Here is a 20148-nt window from a genome sequence, read left to right as displayed (position 1 = left end):
TGTGGCTCTCCTTTCTCAAATGATGAGCATCGCATCGCCGAAGCTGAAAAAGCGGTACCGCTCTTGGACCGCGACTTCATACGCGTGCAAAATATGTTCGCGCCCAGCGAGCGCGCTCACGAGCATGATGAGCGTCGATTTCGGCAGATGGAAGTTCGTCACCAGCCCATCGATACCTTTGAACTCGTAGCCCGGATAGATGAAAATGTCGGTCCAGCCGCTTTCCGCGACAAACCGGCCGGCGTGCCTGCCGGCGATCGTCTCGAGCGTCCGTGTCGACGTCGTGCCGACGGCGATGATGCGGCCGCCCTGCTCCCGAACGCGGTTTAACGTCTCCGCTGTTTCTTCGCTCATTTGGTAAAACTCGGCGTGCATATCGTGCTTTTCGACGTCGTCCACTTGCACCGGCCGGAACGTGCCAAGGCCGACATGAAGCGTAATGAAGACGATTTGCACCCCTTTTTCGCGAATGGCATCAAGCAGCTCTTCGGTAAAATGCAAGCCGGCGGTCGGCGCCGCCGCCGAGCCGATTTCGCGGGCGTAAACCGTCTGATACCGCTCCGGATCGTCAAGCTTTTCTTTAATATAGGGCGGCAGCGGCATTTCACCGAGCTCCGCCAGCACTTCATAAAACAAGCCGTCATATGAAAACTCGAGCACCCGTCCTCCGTGTTCGAGCGTATCGAGGCAAACCGCCTCCAGTTTTCCGCCGCCAAAAGTGAGCTTCGTTCCCGGTTTGACCCGTTTGCCCGGCTTGACGAGCGTTTCCCAGCGGTCGCCATCAAGCTGCTTTAAGAGCAGCACTTCAACCGTTCCGCCCGTTTCCGCTTTTTCCCCATAAAGACGCGCCGGCATGACGCGCGTATCATTTAAGACGAGACAATCGCCCGGATTCAAGTACGAAATCATGTTGCGAAACGTTTCATGACGGATGGCGCCGGTGCGTTTATCAAGCACCATCAGCCTCGACGCCGCCCGATCTGGAAGCGGCGTTTGCGCGATCAATTCTTCCGGCAAATGAAAATCAAACAGCTCGACTTTCATGATGTTCCCCTTCCTTCAGCGAAATCGTCCGAGCACATAAAAAAGCAACGACAGCACCACACTGAGCAATAAGGACGTCACGATCGGAAAATAAAACGTCATATTCCCTTTGCGAATGACAATATCCCCCGGCAAACGGCCGAGTTTGATAAACTGCATAACAAATCCGACAATGATCAGCACGGCGCCAATTGTCATAATCAACTTCGGCAAGCTGTTCACTGCTTCGGAACCTCCATTCCTAAGTGGGCGTAGGCGGCCGGCGTCACCACACGTCCGCGCGGCGTCCGCTGCAAGAGGCCGATTTGCAGCAAATACGGCTCATACACTTCTTCGATCGTTTGCGCTTCTTCGCCAATCACCGCGGCGATCGTCTCGAGGCCAACCGGACCGCCGGCGAATTTTTCAATCATGGCCGTCAACAGCTTATGGTCAATGTGATCGAGCCCGAGCCGGTCGACTTGCAGCCGCTCAAGCGCTTCAACGGCCAACGGAAGCGAAATTTCCGCCTCCCCGCGCACTTGGGCGAAATCGCGGACGCGGCGAAGCAAGCGATTGGCGATGCGCGGCGTGCCGCGCGCCCGGCGAGCGAGCTCAAACGCGGCTTCACGGGCGACAGCCATATGCAAAAGCGCCGCCGTTCGCTCAACGATTTGCACGAGCTCATCGACGCGGTAATATTCCAAGCGGCTGATGACGCCAAACCGGTCGCGCAGCGGAGCCGATAGCGCCCCCGCCCTTGTGGTCGCCCCGACGAGCGTAAACGGGGGCAAGTCAAGGCGAAGCGAACGCGCATCCGGCCCTTTGCCGATCGTAATATCGAGGCAATAATCTTCCATGGCCGGATAGAGCACTTCTTCTACCGGGCGCGGCAAGCGGTGAATTTCATCAATAAACAACACATCACCCGGCTCAAGGGAAGCGAGCAGCGCCGCCAAATCGCCAGGCCGCTCGAGCGCCGGCCCCGACGTCGCCCGCAGCTTAACCCCCATTTCGTTGGCGATCACGGCAGCGAGCGTCGTTTTTCCAAGCCCCGGCGGCCCATACAGCAACACATGGTCAAGCGTCTCCTGACGCAGCTTGGCCGCCTCAATAAACACTTTTAAATTTTCCTTGACTTGATTTTGGCCGATGTACTCCTGCAACGACTGCGGCCGCAGGCTCGGCTCGAACGCTGCTTCCCCTCCTAACACCGCGCCGGATACGAGCCGTTCGTCCACCGGTCATCCCTCCCTTTCGATCATCCGCCTCGCTGTCGCGCTTCGTTCCACCCAAACAAGAGCGCCTTTGGAGGCAGCTGCCGCACTCATTTCAACAACATAGCCAACGCTCGTTTCACGTACTCCTCTGTCGACAGCTGCTCAAGGCCGAGCGCTGGAACGATCTTTTCAATTTCCCGCTCCGCATAGCCGAGCGTCTTCAGTGCGGCCACCGCCTCGGCAAGCGCCTCGGAGCGCAACGCAGAGGCGCGCGCGGCCGAAGACGCCGGGAACGTCCCCAGCTTTCCTTTCAGATCCAAAATCATTTGTCGGGCCGTCTTTTTTCCGACCCCCGGAAACTTGCACAAAAAGGCTTCATTTTCCTCTTCAATCGCCCGCACCACCTCGTCCGGGCGCCCGGCCGCCAAAATGGCGAGACCGCCCTTCGGACCGATGCCCGACACTTGCAAAAGCTTGGCGAACAACCGGCGTTCCTCGCGCGTTAGAAAGCCGTATAGGGCGCGCACATCTTCGCGAACGTATTCGTATGTATAAACCGTCACCAGCTTGTCGCGGCTTTCCTGAAAAGCAAATGGGTTCGGCGTAAACACCTCATAGCCAATGCCCTGATGGTCAATGACGATATACTCGGGACAGACATAATCGATATACCCGCGGATAAACTCGATCAAGGCGATGCTCCTCCCCTTCTCTTGCTTTTCCATTGTATCATACGACAGAGGATCGCAAAAGGGAACAGCGGCAACCGGATGACAAAAGGAAATCCCGCAATGCTTATTCGCACGGCGGGATCGATGCACAATGGGAAAACAAAGCGGGCGCAAACCCCATCCTCTTGAGGGAAAACTATGGCGCGCCAAAGATGGGAGAGGGGGAAGCGCTTTATTGGGCAACCGCAAAATGGCGATACAGCTCAATCACTTGTTCATACCGTTCTTTGGAGAGGACGCGAATTCCTTGCCGCAACCTTTCCTGCTGGCGGCTTTCGAGTTTTTTCACATCAATCTGAAAAAACGACTGAATAATCGGGCTGGACCGCCCCGGCCTGCCATTGAAAATGGATAACGTGCCATCGTCAGTGATGCCAAAATAGCCGTTCGCTTTCAAGAGCGGAGAAATGTCGTTGACCGTTTTCCGAAACACGATCGTCCGGTCATCGAGATCAACCAGCTGCCAATCGCGGTACTTTTTCCAGATGTTCGTCAATGAATCAACCGTCTCCGTCTTTTTCTCCTCGCTGATTTCCCCGTCCAAATAGTGCTGCTGCAAGACGATCGTCATGCTGACAGGGGCGGAGGACGCCCGCTGGCCCGGCAGCACAAGAGCGACGGTCAACAGCAGGATGGAAAGAACTCGCATCGCCTGTTCCTCTCTTCCCAGATGATGATTCGTTTGCATCATTAGTTTCGCCGACAGGATCCATTTTATTCCTGCCGCGCTCAGCTTTTTTGCAAAGCGAGCTGCTGGCGGTCCAAAAAGTGGGGCGGGTATTCGAGCCAGCGGCGCTCGATCATCATGTTGGCTCCATCTTCTGTGAACGCGCCCGCTTTGGCGATCAAGCTGGCATACAAAGCGATAATATCGCGCCTTAAGCTCACCGCCATCGCCGCTCCGTATTCGGCCGTGCCAATGGCGGACAGCGCGTTAATCACCGCCATCATCAGCTGATCGGAAAACGGCGGCTTCGTGGAATCGGTGACCGTCACATCCGGAGACATAACCGCCGGCACGTTGCTTTCCCGCAACACGTCATGAACGGTGTTCATAATATCGGAACAGACGCGCACTCCGCGCAGGAAAAAGTTGCGGATTTCCGGGTCAACAGCCACTTGGGCAAATCCGGTCAGCGTCGCTTTGCCGAGTTCGTTGTTGCGCGCTGTCGTAAACAAGTGCGCCACCTCAATGGCAAGCAGCGGGCGGCGCGGGCCGAACCAGCCCGTCAAAAAGCGCTGCTTTTCAATAAACTCGGCCTGTTTCGGATACACGATATACGGCGGGCGAATGTACACTCCTTTTTCCAAAAGAACATGACGGGTGCGGTCGTTGAACGTCACGGCTTCATTTAAAAACGCGCGGAACAAATCGGCGATATCTTGGCGTGACGATAAAGCGATTGCTCCGCTGTGCGCAGCGAGGCCAAATTTCGTCATATAATACATGTACTCTAAGTAGAAGATGTCGCTAAACAGTTTCGGGGCGCCGGAATAAACATGCTTCTCAACCGGATAGCCGACCGGCTTGGCGATGCCTTCGGCGGCAAACAGCTGCTCAATGGCGCGCAAATGCCCGTTGGCAACGTTCAACATTTCATCAAGGAGCGGACGAATTTCATCATCGGTCACCGTTTCGGCAAAATGCGTCAACAAACAAGCGACAATGCTGTCATGGACATACGTGCTCCAAAGATTAGAAATTTCTGCACTCGTTAACGAAGTCACATTTCCTTCCACCAGCGTAGCACCTCCTTATTCCCCGTTATTATGTTTCATCCTTTTTGGGTGTATGCCACACGGACAAAAAAATCCGCCGGCCTCTTCACCGACGGAGTTACGCTTCATCAAGCACCGATTCATCCAAATTATGGTATATGTCTTGCACATCGTCATCGTCTTCAAGCGTATCGATCAGCTTCAGCATTTTTTTCAATTCATCGCCGGATAAGGCGGTGTACGTTTGCGGGATCATCGTGATTTCGGCGCTCGCAAACGTGAATCCTTGCTGTTCGAGCTGTTCTTTCACTGCCTCAAACGACTCGGGCGCCGTATAGACTTCAAACGACTCGTCCGTCGTTTCCATCTCTTCGGCCCCTGCTTCAATCGCCAGCAGCAGCAGCTCGTCTTCGTCTACATCGTGCTCCCCGCGGTCGATCACGAGCAAGCCTTTGCGTTCAAACAAATACGAAACGCAGCCCGTTTCCCCCAAGTTCCCGCCGTTTTTGGAAAAGGCGGCACGCACGTTGGCGGCGGTGCGGTTCTTGTTATCGGTAAGGCAGACGACCATGACGGCAACGCCGCCCGGCCCATACCCTTCGTAGCGAATTTCTTCATAGTGAGTATGCTCTTGGTTTCCGGTCGCTTTTTTAATCGCCCGTTCAATGTTTTCGCTCGGCATGTTGGCGGCCTTCGCCTTTTCGATCACAAGGCGCAGGCTCGGATTGGCTGCTGGATCGCCCCCACCGTTTTTAGCGGCCACGTAAATTTCTTTGGCCAATTTCATAAACAGTTTGCCCCGCTTGGCATCTTGGGCATTTTTCCGCCGTTGGATATTTTTCCACTTCGAATGTCCAGCCATCGATAGCTTCTCCTCTCATCACAACGGAATGTTCCGATACTTACTATACCAGAAAACAAGGAAAATGTCAGCCGAGCCCAGCGCGAGAAGTTCTTCATCTTGGAAGCTTTCACGGCAATCAGCGAACGAACGCTTATTCATTTTTTTACGGGAAAGGCAATATCATATCTAGGAGACTGGTGATTGAAGGGAGCAGACCGCTTACCAACCTCGTTTCTCAAATAGAAAAACTCCGTATCGCCTTTCACCCGCTCCCCCCATTGCTTTTTAGGTCAGCCCCTACTTTTATACAGCGTGAATCCCGACTCACGATTGTTTGAAACGATGCCAAGCGCGCAATCGTCCCTTATCCATTTGATAAACCTCATCGCAAAGAAGATTGATATCTTCAGAGTTATGACTTGATAAGAGAATCGTTACATTTTGCCTTTTTAAATTTTGGATTAAATTTCTTATGTCCGCTACGCCTTCCTCATCTAATCCATTCATCGGCTCATCTAAAATAACTGTAGATGAGCATTTTTCATTACAATAATTTCCATGCCCTAAGAGACAAACAGGGGACCCCTTAGGCGACATGGAGCTGTTTTTTGATCACATCAATGGGAATATCTTGCTTCGCGGCATCGTAGATGAACTCGACGACGCTGTGCCCTTTCCGAGACCGAAGAAGCTCCAGGCCGGAAGAGAGGTCTTGCTGAGATTCGGCGATGCTGTATACGCAGGCGAACAGCACCACGGCCCAATACCGTTTCACCGCCCGAATGTGACGAACACGGTACCCATCGAGCTTCAGCTGGTCTTTGGCCTGCCGGAAAAAGCATTCGATCGTCCAGCGCTGGGCATAATAACGCAAGATCTCTTCATCGCCTAGCTCCCGGTCGGTGCTCAAGACGACATGGAGATGATCTGGCGTCATCGGTTCATCCGCCTTCCAAGCCAGCAGCACCACCGCGTCATCGAGGCCATGGATCGCTCCCTCGTAGCGATACACGCGGTAACGCTCCTTCCCCACCGTGACGAGGCGGGTGTCGTTGGGCTCGATATAGCGGGCGAACTTCTTCGCTTGGATGGCGATACCTTTCGGATAGAGAATCCGGTTCGTCTTGAGCATGGCGATGACATGGAATCCTTGTTTCAGGCAGGCTTCGATGAGCGCTTGGGACGGATACCACGAATCCATGAGCACATACACCGGCTGAGCCCGTTTCCCCTTGAGCGAGGAAAGCATCTCGATCGCTAGGTCGATCTTGCTTCTTCCCGCCGTCTTGTCATACAGACGAAAGGCGAACGGGAACGCTTGCGAGAAAGTATGCACCATCAGCCAAACGAGCGAATGCCCCCAAACGGATTGATGATCTTTGTGCGAGTAGTGCCAATCACACCCTTGAATGGCGCGGGCAGCCCGTGACGAAGGCTTCGTTTTTTGGCAAATCGTATCATCAATCGAAACAAAAAGGGGTTGATTCTCCTGTTTGGCGATTCGCTGGATGCGATGAAGGATCCATTGCTGGAGTTTGCGAAGCAACGTCTCTTCATCCCAAGGGCTTTTCGTGAAAAAATGGCTGAGCGTGGTTCGATGATTGGGATGAAAACTCCAGTGATGGACATCGGTCAATGTTCCCGAAAATCCCTTGGTAGTCAAGGCATCCACAATATGAACGAGATGCTTGATGACCGGTTTCGAGAAATAAAGCGCCAATCCCAGCGTCATGAAAAACTTGTGGATTCCTTGATGATGTGCTAATCTATTCATGAGACATGAACCTCCTTGCGGGTAGTTTGAGCACATCTATTTTACTCAAGGAGCTGGGTTCATGTCTCCTTTTTTGTTTAGCTGTCAATTTATGTTAGCAAATTTGCTCATCTACAGTAAAATAAGAAGATTTGGTTTTTCCATAATCGCTTGCGCTATCCCCAGTCGCTGCTTCATTCCTAAAGAATAATATTTGGTGGGTCTTTTATCTTCGGGATCTAATCCTACCATTTCCAAAGTTCTTTTGATTTCTTCCAACGAAATCAGCTGATTAATGGAAGCCAATAGTTTCAAATTCTCAAGAGCTGAATAATGAGGAAGCAAACCGTTTTTATCTAACAACAACCCTATGTTTTTAGGAAATTTACCTGAGGTTATCGGTTCACCAAATATTTCAACAACGCCTGAGGTAGGTCTTATGAGTCCAGCGATCACTTTAAACAACATCGTTTTTCCCGATCCGTTCCTCCCTACGATTCCACAAACTTTCCCCCTGCCAACTTCTAAATGAATATCGTTTAAAATCGTATGGCCCTTTATCTCTTTATTAAGATGTTCAATTTTTACTGCACTGTCATTGTGGCTTTTCATCGTATCCCCACCTTACAGTGTATTCTTATTATGTAATAGACTGTCAATACGCTTATAGCATATATAGTGAAAGAGTAGGATCGCTATAAAAATAGCGAAGAAATAGTACGTCAATGACCAAGCAAACGAATAAAACTCTAGGTTTCTTCGGACAAGAACGCCCTGCGAAAACGGCAGCCATTTATTTACATATGGCGAACTTTGGAGGAAACCTACCGATATGAAAATAAACATAATCGAAACGCTAAAACCTACTATTGCGTTGTTAGCCAATATTGACACGACATGGCTAATTAACACAACGAAAAAAGTCAACAAAATCAGTAAAACAAATTGAATGAACATTAGTTTTAAGGGAGGGTAAGTTTTCAACAAAGAACTACCATTTAAACCAGCACGTATGCTTTTTTCGCCATTTGTCACATATGATAATAGGATTGAAATGAAGTAACCTATTGAATAGTAAATAACGATAAATAGAAAATTAGCCGAAATCACCCCATTTAGCCATAAAGAAAAATTACCTACTCTTGGAAGTATCCAAAGATTGTTTTCATTTAGTTGTTTATTCAAAAAATTACCACTGAAAATGTAGATGGGAGTTTGATGCAACAACCATCTGAACAAATCGAAATGAAAATAAGAAGGTCCATAGTAAAATATGATTAAAATAGAGACAGCACTGGCATTTTGTAAATTATAAAAATTGAATGAAACAAAATGAAAAGCTACAAAAGTTAAAAGAATGATGAGCATATTTCTCTTATACAACAAAGTGCGAAGAAAGTACTTTAAAAGACGTAAATATTTCATGATCGCCTCCGATGAAAATCCATCTGTTTTCCCCTTACCATTCCTATACAAAGTAATAGGGCCAAAATGGTTCCCCAATACATGATCGACTCGATGACGTGACTATAAACTGAGCCATCCATTTTTCCTAATAAAACATGATAAACAAAGGTAAACCGGTAAAAGAAAGCGATTTTACTTAAATATACAACCATACTCATCCCATTAAAACCTAGTGCGATGATAAAGCCAATGATATTATTTTGGACGATCAAGGTGGCAACAAAAAAAGTAATTCCCAACGTGAGAAGAAATAGATAAAGGAAGAGCAAACTAAATAATACTAAGGTCAATGGCTTTATATTGTTATATTGTAAAAAGAAATGATATACGGCCTCCCCATACTCACTCCACCTGTTTTCAAATTTCAATGTCAATAATGATTCAAGAATGCAAATAAAAGCCGACGCTAAAACAAACAATAACGTTGCGATGCCCATACTGATCACAGAAGTGTAAAACCATTTCGCACGGCTCCCCAACTTAATCATTGCATAGTGATCAAACGAACGAAAAGCGGTGAAAGGGAAGATACCAATTAAATAAATGAGTGATAAAAGAAAGAAGACATGAAAAAAATCATTCAATGAAAATAATAATAAATCAAAAACATTTTTTTCCTCTTTGTACATCAAAAAAGAATAAAAACGAAATAGACTACTGATCATGAGAAGCAAAAGAATCGTATAAACAAACTTCCTACTATAAAGAATAGTAAGCCATCTAATGCTAATGTTCAAACGACTCCGCATGTTTGACAGCTCCTATAAAAAATAATGCGACTCCTATGCCCAACAATATCAAATCGTAAAGTGCGACGTATGAAATCTTCAAATTAGAATCATACTCCAAATCGAATAACATAGCGGCATTCAAGAATTTGTTGATTTGAGCTAACAACGTTCCAGAAATGATATAAAAAGCAAAAGGAAAAACAATGGTTAAATAATGATTACGAATTAATGTCGATATACCAAGGGCTAAGGTTGAAAAAACAACCCCGCAAACAAAACTATTCAAAATCATGATCAAAACAAATAAAACCGGTGAGTGCTCGTATACTCGGCGCAAAACCGTTATATTTAGAGTATCTACAACCGACACATCAAATTTTTTGATCAGTAAAAAGATGACAAATGAGACAAGCAGACTCGATGCCATCACATAGCCACTTGCTAGTCCGTTTACCAGCAGGCGAATCAACAAATATTTTTTCCGGCTCATTCGATAAGATATATAGTGGATGAACCCCGTACGAACATCTGTTACATAAGAAGCAGCAAATGGTAAAGAAACTAACACGGGAAACAATAAACTTAATATAGCTGACGTTCCCTCACTATACGAGTACATAAATAAATAAATGGCGTTTACACCTGGGTACTCATGAAACAAAAACTCAAAAGATCCTATAAATATGCAGGCGAATATGAGCAGTTGACTAATGAGCATGTTTCGTGAAAAAAACGCCCTTTTTAACTCGCTGACAAAATATCCATTTTTCATAGCAGCTCATCTCTCCCTTATAAAGCAAACAGAAGCACCGTGAAATAAGGTACTTATGTTTGATAACTATTCAGCACATGATCAAGTGAGTTGAATAGTGTTTGTATTTCTTGTCTATGATGTGAATACTCATAGACGGAGGTGAATCGCATGTGGACGGTACAACAAGCTGTATTGACAATGGAGAGCCTCATGGGCAAAATCCAACAACAAAACCAGTTCATTCATCAGTCATCCAAGAAAACGAACAGTTGCGTCAGAAAAACAAGCACTTAAGCAAAGAAAATGAACGACTCAGAGGTCGCATTCAAGAGCTGGAAGCACGCACGAAAAAAACAGCTCCAATAGCCATTGGCCCCCATCCTCTAGCTATAGGAGTAAAAAATTTCTTTCTCATTTTTTATGCCCTCCTCTAAAAATAAAATGAAATTTGCGCGCGCAGTTTATAGAATTTGACTGTAGATGAGCATTTTTCATTACAGTCATTTCCATGCCCTAAGAGACAAACAGGGACCCCTTAGGCGACATGGAGATAATCCGGCGTCATCGGTTCATCCGCCTTCCAAGCCAGCCGCATCACCGCGTCATCGAGGCCATGGATCGCTCCCTCGTAGCGATACACGCGGTAACGCTCGTTCCCCACCGTGACGAGGCGGGTGTCGTTGGGCTCGATATAGCGGGCAAACTCCTTCGCTTGAATGGCGATGCCTTTCGGATAGAGAATCCGGTTCGTCTTGAGCATGGCGATGACATGGAATCCTTGTTTCAGGCAGGCTTCGATGAGCGCTTGGGACGGATACCACGAATCCATGAGCACATACACCGGCTGAGCCCGCTTCCCCTTGAGCGAGGAAAGCATCTCGATCGCTAGGTCGATTTTGCTTCTTCCCGCCGTCTTGTCATACAGACGAAAGGCGAACGGAAACGCTTGCGAGAAAGTATGCACCATCAGCCAAACAAGCGAATGCCCCCAGACCCATTGATGATCGCTGTGAGAGAAATGCCAGTCACACCCTTGAATGGCGTGGGCGGCCCGTGACGAAGGCCTCGTTTTTTGGCAAATGGGATCATCCATCGAAAGGAACAGGGGTTGATTCGTCCGTTTGGCCAGGCGTTCGATCTGGCGAAGGATCCATTCTTGAAGCTTCTCAAGCCGTTTTTCCTCGTTCCAAGGGCTTTTCGTGAAAAAGTGGCTCAGTGTCGTTCGATGATTCGGGTGAAAACTCCAGTACCGGACATCCGTCAATGTCCCCGAACATCCCTTGGTACAAGGCGTCGACAAGATGAACCAGATGCTTGATGACCGGCTTCGAGAAATCAAGCGCCAATCCCAGCGTCATGAAAAACTTGTGGGATTCCTTGATGATGTGTTCATCGATTCCTAAGACATGAACCTCCTTGTGTGAATGGGTTTGAGCACATCTATTTTTCTCAAGGAGTTGGGTTCATATCTCTTTTTTTATTTGGTTGTAAATTTATGTTAGCCAATTTACTCATCTACAGTATGTAACTCTTGTTTTCCTTGCCATATCATTTTCCAGTAATTCTCGATTCGTTTAAATGTGTCATCGGAACGCTGTGTAACAAAATCTTTTGCCAATTGGTAATCCGCATCCTTTGGTGAGATACCTTTCGTTACAAATGCAAGAAGTTGTTCTTTCGCTTTTAATAGCACAGAGGACAAATCTTCTTCGTTTTTAATGTCCTTAAACATTTCTTGATAATTTTTGATTACCGATTCAATTTCTTCGTGTGTATAAATGGTTTTTCCTAGTTTGTTTGTCATAGATAAATGACGTGATTGTTCGTATGTCAGAGGAGCATTCAGCGGTTTGATTTTGGCTCGTGCTGCATAGAATCTTTCCTCTACGGATTGATAATCCATCAATTTTTTCGTATTGTGACGAACATAATCTTGAATCAGTTGATCAAATCCAGCTTTTACGTCGCCACTTAAAAACGTATCACTGAAGTGTTGAAGCGCAGCTGTCGAAGAAGCAAGTTCAAGATGTGCTTCATAAGAGTTAAGCTGTTGCTTCTTTATTCCAAAAAGGTTAATCCCTACATATTTAGCTAAACTATCCATTCCATCCGTAATATGTTGTAAGATGGATTCCACTTTCTTCAATTCTTCATCGCTTAGTGAATCAAAGTATTTGGACTCATGTAAATATTGACTGAAAACGAGCCATTGATCCTGTGGCCGATAAGAAAAAATATCGGAAGGGTCTGCGTTTTGTATGTTAATATCTTTTAAAAAAAACTCTTCTACCGTCATGCTCATCAGACCTTGAACCTGTTTGATTTCATCCGAAAGGGTGATTTTATAAGCCTCTCCATTTCTGATGACTTCTACTTGCTTTCCAGCTAATGGATTTTTGATTTCATATATGGATGGCATTCTGGCATCATTTCGAGCGACCATCGCTCCGATATATCCAAGATCAATTTTCATGGGGGTCATCCCCTCCTATTCTAAATAATCAATAGAAGGTAATGGTTCTACACCACTTGCATAGTAAAAATTCAACACACTGAAGAAGTCGATTGATTTCCCGGTTGTTAAATCGACGATTAAGATGTGATCGCCATAGTTAAAATCGTCAGATTCCAGTCTACGTGGTGTATTTTTACCTAAAGTATCGACAAATGAACTGTAGTAGTATAGGGTTGGACCAGATTGATATTGCGATTCATGGTATGTGAAAAGCGTCCCCACATCTAGATATACCATAATTGCAAAATCAGAACTTGCATAATTGGAAGAGTAAGAAATCGGGCTTGAAATGGAAGATATTTTTATATCCGATAGGGAATGTGTTCTTTGTGAATATCCCCCATTGTATGAAAAATAATATTTTCTTTCCCAATTAAGATGTTCGTTGTTAATTCCATTTACATTCAACACATATTGGCCGTTTGAATACAAAGAACCATCACTATATTTTGCAACGAATTTTGTAAGATCTTGTGAAATATATAAGGCTTCATCAAAATTAGCAGGATTGGAAGCATTCATTTGAATGGTGTATGAAGCTCCCAAAGTTCCTTTTGATAACACACCTAAAGCATAATCACCTGCCGGTATATTGATTAGCATTAGTTTTCCCGGTGAAGTGGTAAATTCCGTTGGATACGCTAGTCCATTTTCATAATCTACAACATAAAGTTGCAATATATAATCTTCGTTCCCAGATAATATCCTAGAAACTAAAATTTTATCGGAAGTCGGACTAAAGAAAAATAAATCCATCGGGTCCTCTTCTGTTAAGGAATCCTGCGTATTTAAGATTAATCCACCTACACCATATTGGGATTGAGGTTTGAATTTATTATCGCTTTCGATTTTTATAGCTTCATCTTCGTTGATTTTTATTTCTGTTTCTATTTTCGCTTTATCAATGTCTACCGCTAATGATTCTTCGGTAAACTCCAGACTTTTTTGGAGTTCAATGATAGAATTCATGTTTGGCTTGGTTCTAAGTAATTCATTCGCATAGCTTTTCTGCACTCCAATCGTCACCAAAGTGAAAATTAGAGTGAAAACCAGCAACAATACCTTACCTGATTTTCTAAAAAATGAATTCATTTCATACCTCCCTCCTAAAATAGTATTCATTATTATTATCGGTTTTTTTAAATAAATAGTTTAACAATATAAGGAGAAATTTGAATATATTTTTTATTAAGAGGGTAAGTTGTTGAAGCGGTATTCCTTTGTAGTGCAGATATTAAATTTTCTTACTGTAGATGAGCATTTTTCACTACAGTCATTTCCATGCCCTAAGAGACAAACAGGGACCCCTTAGGCGACATGGAGCTGTTTTTTGATCACATCAATGGGAATCTCTTGCTTTGCGGCGTCATCGATGAACTCGACGACGCTGTGCCCTTTCCGAGACCGAAGAAGCTCTAGGCCGGAAGAGAGGTCTGGTTGAGATTCCGCGATGCTGTATACGCAGGCGAACAGCACCACGCCCCCATACCGTTTCACCGCCCGAACGTGGCGAACGCGGTACCCATCAAGCTTTAGCTGGTCTTTGGCCTGCTGGAAAACGCATTCGATCGTCCAGCGCTCGGCATCGTAACGCAAGATCTCTTCATCGCCTAGCTCCCGGTCGGTGTCGAAGACGACATGGAGATGATCTGGCGTCATCGGTTCATCCGCCTTCCAAGCCAGCAGTACCACCGCGTCATCAAGACCGTTGAGCGCGCCTTCGTAGCGGTAGACACGATCACGCTCGTTCCCCACCGTGACGAGGCGGGTGTCGTTGGGCTCGATATAGCGGGCGAACTCCTTTGCTTGGACGGCGGGCGATGCCTTTCGGATAGAGAATCCGGTTCGTCTTGAGCATAGCGATGACATGGAATCCTTGTTTCAGGCAGGCTTCGATGAGCGCTTGGGACGGATACCATGAATCCATGAGCACATACACCGGCTGAGCCCGCTTCCCCTTGAGCGAGGAAAGCCTCTCGATCGCTAGGTCGATTTTGCTTCTTCCCGCCACCTTATCATAGAGACGGGTATACACCATCTGCCAAACAAGCGAATGCCCCCAGACCCATTGATGATCGCTGTGAGAGAAATGCCAGTCACACCCTTGAATGGCGTGGGCGGCCCGTGACGAAGGCCTCGTTTTTTGGCAAATGGACGATTTCTTGAGCTTATCGCTCCCATCAATGTTGTCGAGCGCTTCATTTGGTGGTCTCGGCAAACGTCGCAAACAAATATTCGCAGTCCTTGTGAACGTCATCCACCAATCGTTTACTCAACACTATCAAAAAGTCCAACATCCCATTTCCCCTAGCGCCAGCCGAGTTCCGTCCTCGCCCGCGCGGCCCCCAGCGTTAGCCTCTGCACCGGTCTGAAGCGGATGGTTGCGCCCGACAGACGGGCCTAGCACCCCACAGCGGAAAGCGGCGCTGCACCGGCTGGAGGCGGACAGCCGCGCCAAAAAGGAGCTGACCCAAAAGGCGATCTCCCCTCAGAAGCCGGTGATTTACTCGTGGATACGGCTTTGCCATCTCATTTCTCAACTAGAAAAACCTTGTTGCATGGATCCTAATTTTCAGGCGTTTCCCCATTGATGAAGGGAAGCAGCGGTTGTTCATCGGCCTTCTCAAGAAAGACCCAACTCGTGTGGCAGGGAAGCAGCTAGTGCTTCTATATAGCGATGAGAGAGGGTGTCCCAGTCTTTTGGGACACCCTCTCGATCGTTCAGCTTGCCCGTCTCGTTCGCACTATCGCGTATTTTCCGGCCGTTCTTGAATCGTATCGCCGATAAAAATGGTGCGCAAGTCGCGGTCAATTTCCTCTCGGTTCACCGCACCGCCGTGGCGCATCGTGTTGTCGATCGAACGAACGCGATGGTACATGCTTGGGTTGGACGTGACGCGCACCCGCTTGCCGCCGGCATGCGGAGCAACCGCTTGGGCGACGCGCTGTTCAACGCGCTCCGGATGGCGGTCGGCGGTCGTGATCGCGATCAATGCTTGGCCGCCGTACACCACCGCGCGAGCATCCTTCACCCCGCTGACCGCCGCGGCCCGGCGAGAGAGCTGTTCGGCCAAGCGGCCGTCATACGTTCGATAGTAGGACGGATGCGGGTCGACGTTTAGCGAGTGCAAATGCCCGTGGTAATTGTAATCGCCATCGCCAAAATCGACATCGGGCGGAAGAGCCGGCACGCCCGTGTCAAAGCGGGTCGCCGCCGGTCCGCCAAGACGGCCGCCATCCGTCAAATAGTCGGTCGCCGGCCCGCGCCGCGTCCATAGATACCGGTTGTCATAGTTGAGCGCGTTCGTGCCATAGCGGCCGTAGCGGAAATCATCGCTCCGTTCCGTCGAGTAATAGCCGATTGGCCTTGCGCTGTCGTTGTAGCGTTGTGCGCCTTCATTTCCTTCCTGATCATTGGCGCATGAAGCGAGCAAGCCGGCCGCTGACAGCGCAGCGAGCCATTTGACCGCTTGTCTCAATGGAAAACCCCCCTTGGTTTCCTAAGCCCCGGGCTGGCCACAAACCAGCCTTACGTTTAGCTTGTGGAAAAAGGGGAGGCGTTATCGCTGTCAGTTTCCGCCAACCGGAACATTGGCGGACCATCAACGAACGGCATCTTGAGCAGGCGTTATGGCGGCCCGTTCCGTGAAAAGCGCTGTTTCTTCCATCATGGGCGGCCTATGCGTTATCGCTGTCCGTTCCCGCCAGCCGCCATTCATCCCATCTACTCTTTGGGCTTTGCCCTGCCCATTCTTTAAGATGGGACACGTCTGTCGGAAATGACGTTAAAACTTCGGCGGCGCTATAGCGAGCTGCCGTTTATGATGCGAACGTTCGTGCAGCTGTTCAATAATGTTCCGGTCCCGCTCTGGGATGTCTTCTCCTTTCAAATATTTGTCAATCATTTCATATGTCGTGCCCATCTCGCTTTCGTCCGTCTGTCCTTCCCATAATCCGGCGCTCGGTGCTTTTGTGATGATTTCTTCGGGAACGCCGAGCACGCGAGCCATTTCTCGCACTTCGCATTTGGTGAAATGAATGAGCGGCACTAAATCGACCCCGCCATCCCCGTATTTCGTGAAGTAGCCGGTATGCCATTCGGCGGCGTTGTCCGTGCCGACGACAAGATAACCGTAGTTGTTGGCGACCGCGTACAACGTCGTCATGCGCAGGCGCGCCCTCGTGTTCGCATCGCCGAGGCGCGCTTTCTCCTCATTCCACTCCCCGCGGGCTTTCAGTTCGGCTTCCACGGCGCCGAACAGCGCCTTATGCGCCTCGGTCAAATCGATGACCAAATGGCGAATTCCGCAGCTTTCCACCACTTTCAGCGCATCTTCCATGTCTTTTGGATGGCTTTTGCACGGCATGATCAAGCCGAGCGAATCGTCCGGAAAGGCTCGCCGAATCAAATGGGCGACGACCGCCGAGTCAATGCCGCCGCTGATGCCGACGACCGCCCCGTTCAGACCGGCCGCCGCGACTTGTTCCCGCAGCCATTGCACAAGCTTGTCAATCGTTTCTTGCATTCACCTTCGACCCCTTTTCCATCGATTTCATTTCTCATGTTTTATTTTAGCATAGCGCACAGGCGGCGGACAAACCGCTCCCGCTTTTCCCTGTCGATCGCCAAGCGGCGACGGCGTTCGACGGCCGGCCGCCACTCCCGAAAGATGTCAGCCGGGAAAAGGAGGGCATGCAAAAACCAGCGCTTTTCCAGCCATTGGCGGAGCGGAGCGAAACGAGCGAGCGCTGAGTACGACCAGCCGATGTGCGGCAACAAGCGGTTGGCATATTGCCAATAATCCAGCCCGGGCGAAGCCATGGCGGCGGCATCATAGTCAATGAGCCATAAATGGCCGGCAGAACACAAAAAATTATGCGGAGCGACATCGCCGTGAATGATCGCCACCGGCTCTGCCGCCAACTCAGCGGCATGCTCGGCGCACGTTGCCAAACAATCGCGCGCCCAGCGCTGCACAAACAAAATGTCTTCCTTTTCCATGATGGTTTCAATGAGCGGCAAGTGGCGGCAAAACTCATCATAGCGGCGGCGCCATTTTTCATACAGATGCAGGCGCGGCAGGGCGCCGGCCGCTCGCTCCGTCCGAACAATGAGCGCAGTCGCCGCATGGTAGCGCCGCAAAAGAGAGAGGCCGGCGGCGGCAGCGCGTCCATCGGCGAGCGAAAGCGGGCGCCCGTCCTTTACGTACTCCATCAGCAGCCAATAGCTCCCGCCCGCTTCCACCACGCCTCCGCAGCCGATCGGCGCGAGAGCAGGAGCGGCCAAAAACCCGGCGCGCCGCAAAGCCGAAAGCAGCCATGCTTGCCGCCAAGCGGCCGCAAACGAACGATACGCTTTGGCCACCCACGTCCCTTGCCGGGCGGCGATGGCGATCACGTGCGGTTTCAATGCCACCGCCTGCTGAATGTCAAGACGGAAGCGGCGCTCAAGAAGAAAAAAGAGACGGCGGGCAGCGTCTCTTTCCATTCCGTTATTCGTTATCGCCATGTTCGCTCTCCTCATCCGGCGGCTCGCCAAACAAACGCGGGCCAGCCTCCGCAGGCCAAAACGGCGGCGCCGATCCAGGCGGGTTGGCCGGGTAACCACCTCCAGGCCACTGAAGCACAGGCGCAGTTGGCGGCAGCGCATACCCATGCGGAGCGGACGGAATGTATCCTCCGTAATACGGTGCCGGCGCATAAATGGGCATATAGCCCAATGGCGGATAGCCGGACGGCGGCGCGTACGTTGCCGGTGCGCCATAAACGGGCGCCATCGGGGCAGGATGAACGTAACCGGCGCCGATCGGCGAGGGGAATGGAGGGGCGCCGTGCCCGACCGGCGGCAGAGCTGCCGATTCATCGCTGCTTTCTTGAATTCCAGGAAACGGCGCCGAACTGCTTTCCGGGCTGTCGGCAGCGGCCGGTGATGAATGTGGAATAGGCGGCGCTGTCGGCAGCGGCGGGGTGTAATATCCCGCTCCCGGCCAGACCGGAACTGTCGACACGTATCCTTGATTCGCTCCAAACGTCGGCGGAACGAACGGAGCGTTAGGAAGATGGGGCAGCGGCGGCGCCTCATCGCTTTCTTCCGCCTTCCATTCGTTCGGGCTCTCGCCGTTCTCCTCTTTCATGACGTCCGGCAAAATGTTGCTCGGCTTCGGCGGGAGTGGGGGCGCCGCAGCCCAAGACTGGGCAAACGAAAGAGGAGGCGGCGGCGTCACCGGAGGAATGGTGTGCACGAGCGGAGGCGTAGAGGCTTTTGCCTCGGCTTTCGCTGTTTCTTTTTTCTCCTCGACCGGTTCCGCCGCGGCGGGATTGGCCGCTTTGTCCGCTTGCTTCGGCGCCGGCGCTTCGTTGACAGCCGCGGGCGCTTCGTTCACCGGAACGTTGGGGAGCTCATTAACGGGAGCGGCCGCCGCTTGATTTGCCTTCGCATTCGGTGCTTGGCCGATCGGCATGCTGGATCCTGTTTTCGCTCCGGCGTTCGCTTCGTTGGCCGCTTGTTTTGCTTTGTCAACCGGGGCGGCCGGCGTGTTGTTCGCCGCTTTCGGGGCAGTCGGCAGTTCGTTCGCCATTTTTGGCGCGGTCGGCAGTTCGTTCACCATTTTTGGCGCGGCCGGCGTGTTGTTCGCCATTTTTGGCGCGGCCGGCGTGTTGTTCGCCGCTTTCGCCGGAGCTGGCGTTTCGTTTGCCGCTTTTGGTGCAGTCGGCATTTCATTAGCCGGTTTCGGCGCCACTGACATGTTGTTTGTCGGGTTCGCTGCGGCCGGCGTTTGATTGGCGGCTGGCGCTTCTCCAATAGCGGCGTTGGGGGCCGAGCCGAATTCCGCTTCAAGGTCAATGGAAACAAACGGTTTCGCTTCGGTGTACGGGTGTTCTTTCACCTCGATTTTTTTGGGCGACGCCGTCGTCTTCGCCCCTTTTTTGACCGGAACGCCGGCCGTTGGCACTTTGATTTTCATGCCAGGCATGATGAGATTCGGATCGCTTAGGTGGCCATTTATTTTTTTCAATTGTTCAAAATCGACTCCATATTTTTGAGCGATTTTCCAAAGGGTGTCTCCCTTCTGAACAATATGGATTTTCACTCCGTTCCCCTCCTAAACCGAGACTGTCGGTGCTCGCTCGAACCATTGCTTGTTTCCGGCTAGTGTCTTTCAACACAATGTATGAGCGGAATGAACGATTTATGATAAAAAAATCCCTAGCCGAACGGAAAAGCTCCCGTTCAGCTAGGGAAAGCGAAAGATGCTTCGTCGCAATCGGACGGGCACCTCTTTCTTGCTGATTTTCGCGCCCCATGCCTCGTACGTCGTCGCAAACGGACTGGGCCCCTCCCGTTGCTATAAACGTACCAGCTGTTTCTGTTGCCTTATTGTAAAAATCTC

At 49.8% G+C, this 20148-nt stretch carries 17 protein-coding genes and 3 pseudogenes; 1 reads left to right on the top strand and 19 read right to left on the bottom strand.

What is annotated here, in order from left to right; genetic code table 11:
* Nucleotides 1-15 precede the first annotated feature (15 nt).
* The 11 genes from queA to NST29_RS05300 all read right to left on the bottom strand — a co-directional run bounded on the left by queA (nucleotide 16) and on the right by NST29_RS05300 (nucleotide 10260).
* Nucleotides 16-1044: a tRNA preQ1(34) S-adenosylmethionine ribosyltransferase-isomerase QueA gene (queA, locus tag NST29_RS05350; protein WP_033018084.1), complete on the bottom strand. Its 1029-nt coding sequence runs from the start codon at nucleotides 1042-1044 to the stop codon at nucleotides 16-18.
* A gap of 15 nt (nucleotides 1045-1059) precedes the next feature.
* Complete coding sequence (locus tag NST29_RS05345) at nucleotides 1060-1266, bottom strand: DUF2905 domain-containing protein (RefSeq protein ID WP_081916988.1); 207 nt, start codon at nucleotides 1264-1266, stop codon at nucleotides 1060-1062.
* Nucleotides 1263-2264, bottom strand: a complete 1002-nt coding sequence (gene ruvB / locus NST29_RS05340) for a Holliday junction branch migration DNA helicase RuvB (RefSeq protein WP_033018085.1) — start codon at nucleotides 2262-2264, stop codon at nucleotides 1263-1265. Before ruvB ends, NST29_RS05345 begins: the two co-directional genes overlap by 4 nt.
* An 86-nt stretch (nucleotides 2265-2350) precedes the next feature.
* Nucleotides 2351-2935 carry a Holliday junction branch migration protein RuvA gene (gene ruvA / locus NST29_RS05335; protein WP_033018086.1) on the bottom strand — a complete coding sequence of 195 codons (585 nt, stop codon included), beginning with the start codon at nucleotides 2933-2935 and terminating at the stop codon, nucleotides 2351-2353.
* A 211-nt stretch (nucleotides 2936-3146) separates the two neighbouring features.
* Nucleotides 3147-3623, bottom strand: coding sequence for an intercompartmental signaling factor BofC (locus NST29_RS05330; protein ID WP_033018087.1), 477 nt, complete (start codon nucleotides 3621-3623; stop codon nucleotides 3147-3149).
* 80 nt (nucleotides 3624-3703) lie between these two features.
* A complete protein-coding gene (locus NST29_RS05325) occupies nucleotides 3704-4714 on the bottom strand; it encodes a DUF3231 family protein (RefSeq protein WP_244319353.1) in 1011 nt (336 codons plus the stop codon).
* A 97-nt stretch (nucleotides 4715-4811) separates the two neighbouring features.
* Entirely contained in the window at nucleotides 4812-5555 is a 744-nt protein-coding gene (locus NST29_RS05320; RefSeq protein WP_061912347.1) for a YebC/PmpR family DNA-binding transcriptional regulator, read from the bottom strand.
* Between the two features lie 568 nt (nucleotides 5556-6123).
* Complete coding sequence (locus NST29_RS05315) at nucleotides 6124-7311, bottom strand: IS701 family transposase (RefSeq protein WP_339232809.1); 1188 nt, start codon at nucleotides 7309-7311, stop codon at nucleotides 6124-6126.
* A gap of 111 nt (nucleotides 7312-7422) precedes the next feature.
* Nucleotides 7423-7902 (bottom strand): ATP-binding cassette domain-containing protein, encoded by a 480-nt coding sequence (locus NST29_RS05310; protein ID WP_339232807.1) that lies wholly within the window; start codon nucleotides 7900-7902, stop codon nucleotides 7423-7425.
* Between the two features lie 809 nt (nucleotides 7903-8711).
* Complete coding sequence (locus NST29_RS05305; protein WP_172418465.1) at nucleotides 8712-9506, bottom strand: hypothetical protein; 795 nt, start codon at nucleotides 9504-9506, stop codon at nucleotides 8712-8714.
* Nucleotides 9484-10260: a hypothetical protein gene (locus tag NST29_RS05300; RefSeq protein WP_339232806.1), complete on the bottom strand. Its 777-nt coding sequence runs from the start codon at nucleotides 10258-10260 to the stop codon at nucleotides 9484-9486. Before NST29_RS05300 ends, NST29_RS05305 begins: the two co-directional genes overlap by 23 nt.
* 150 nt (nucleotides 10261-10410) lie before the next feature.
* Here NST29_RS05300 and NST29_RS05295 point away from each other — a divergent pair.
* Nucleotides 10411-10627, top strand: a pseudogene (locus tag NST29_RS05295) (IS66 family transposase); the annotation flags it as partial.
* 159 nt (nucleotides 10628-10786) lie between these two features.
* On the opposite strand, the pseudogene NST29_RS05290 reads toward NST29_RS05295, so the two are convergent.
* The 8 genes and pseudogenes from NST29_RS05290 to safA form a co-directional block, all read right to left on the bottom strand.
* Nucleotides 10787-11616 (bottom strand): annotated as a pseudogene (locus NST29_RS05290) (transposase); the annotation flags it as partial.
* Nucleotides 11617-11749: 133 nt separating this feature from the next.
* Nucleotides 11750-12715, bottom strand: a complete 966-nt coding sequence (locus NST29_RS05285; protein ID WP_033021749.1) for a hypothetical protein — start codon at nucleotides 12713-12715, stop codon at nucleotides 11750-11752.
* Nucleotides 12716-12730: 15 nt separating this feature from the next.
* Nucleotides 12731-13849 (bottom strand): hypothetical protein, encoded by a 1119-nt coding sequence (locus NST29_RS05280; protein ID WP_033021755.1) that lies wholly within the window; start codon nucleotides 13847-13849, stop codon nucleotides 12731-12733.
* Between the two features lie 216 nt (nucleotides 13850-14065).
* A pseudogene (locus NST29_RS05275) lies at nucleotides 14066-14912 on the bottom strand (transposase); the annotation flags it as partial.
* 589 nt (nucleotides 14913-15501) lie between these two features.
* Nucleotides 15502-16236, bottom strand: coding sequence for a YhcN/YlaJ family sporulation lipoprotein (locus NST29_RS05270; protein ID WP_033020224.1), 735 nt, complete (start codon nucleotides 16234-16236; stop codon nucleotides 15502-15504).
* Between the two features lie 306 nt (nucleotides 16237-16542).
* Nucleotides 16543-17283 (bottom strand): NAD(+) synthase, encoded by a 741-nt coding sequence (gene nadE / locus NST29_RS05265; RefSeq protein ID WP_033020226.1) that lies wholly within the window; start codon nucleotides 17281-17283, stop codon nucleotides 16543-16545.
* Between the two features lie 41 nt (nucleotides 17284-17324).
* Complete coding sequence (locus NST29_RS05260; protein WP_339232805.1) at nucleotides 17325-18266, bottom strand: aminoglycoside phosphotransferase; 942 nt, start codon at nucleotides 18264-18266, stop codon at nucleotides 17325-17327.
* Nucleotides 18250-19848, bottom strand: a complete 1599-nt coding sequence (safA, locus tag NST29_RS05255) for a SafA/ExsA family spore coat assembly protein (protein ID WP_339232804.1) — start codon at nucleotides 19846-19848, stop codon at nucleotides 18250-18252. Before safA ends, NST29_RS05260 begins: the two co-directional genes overlap by 17 nt.
* Between the last annotated feature and the right edge of the window lie 300 nt (nucleotides 19849-20148).

Source organism: Geobacillus sp. FSL W8-0026 (assembly GCF_037966255.1).
Lineage (GTDB): Bacteria > Bacillota > Bacilli > Bacillales > Anoxybacillaceae > Geobacillus > Geobacillus icigianus.
The sequence above is the reverse complement of the archived record's forward strand: the minus strand, read 5'-3'. Positions and strand labels throughout refer to the sequence as shown.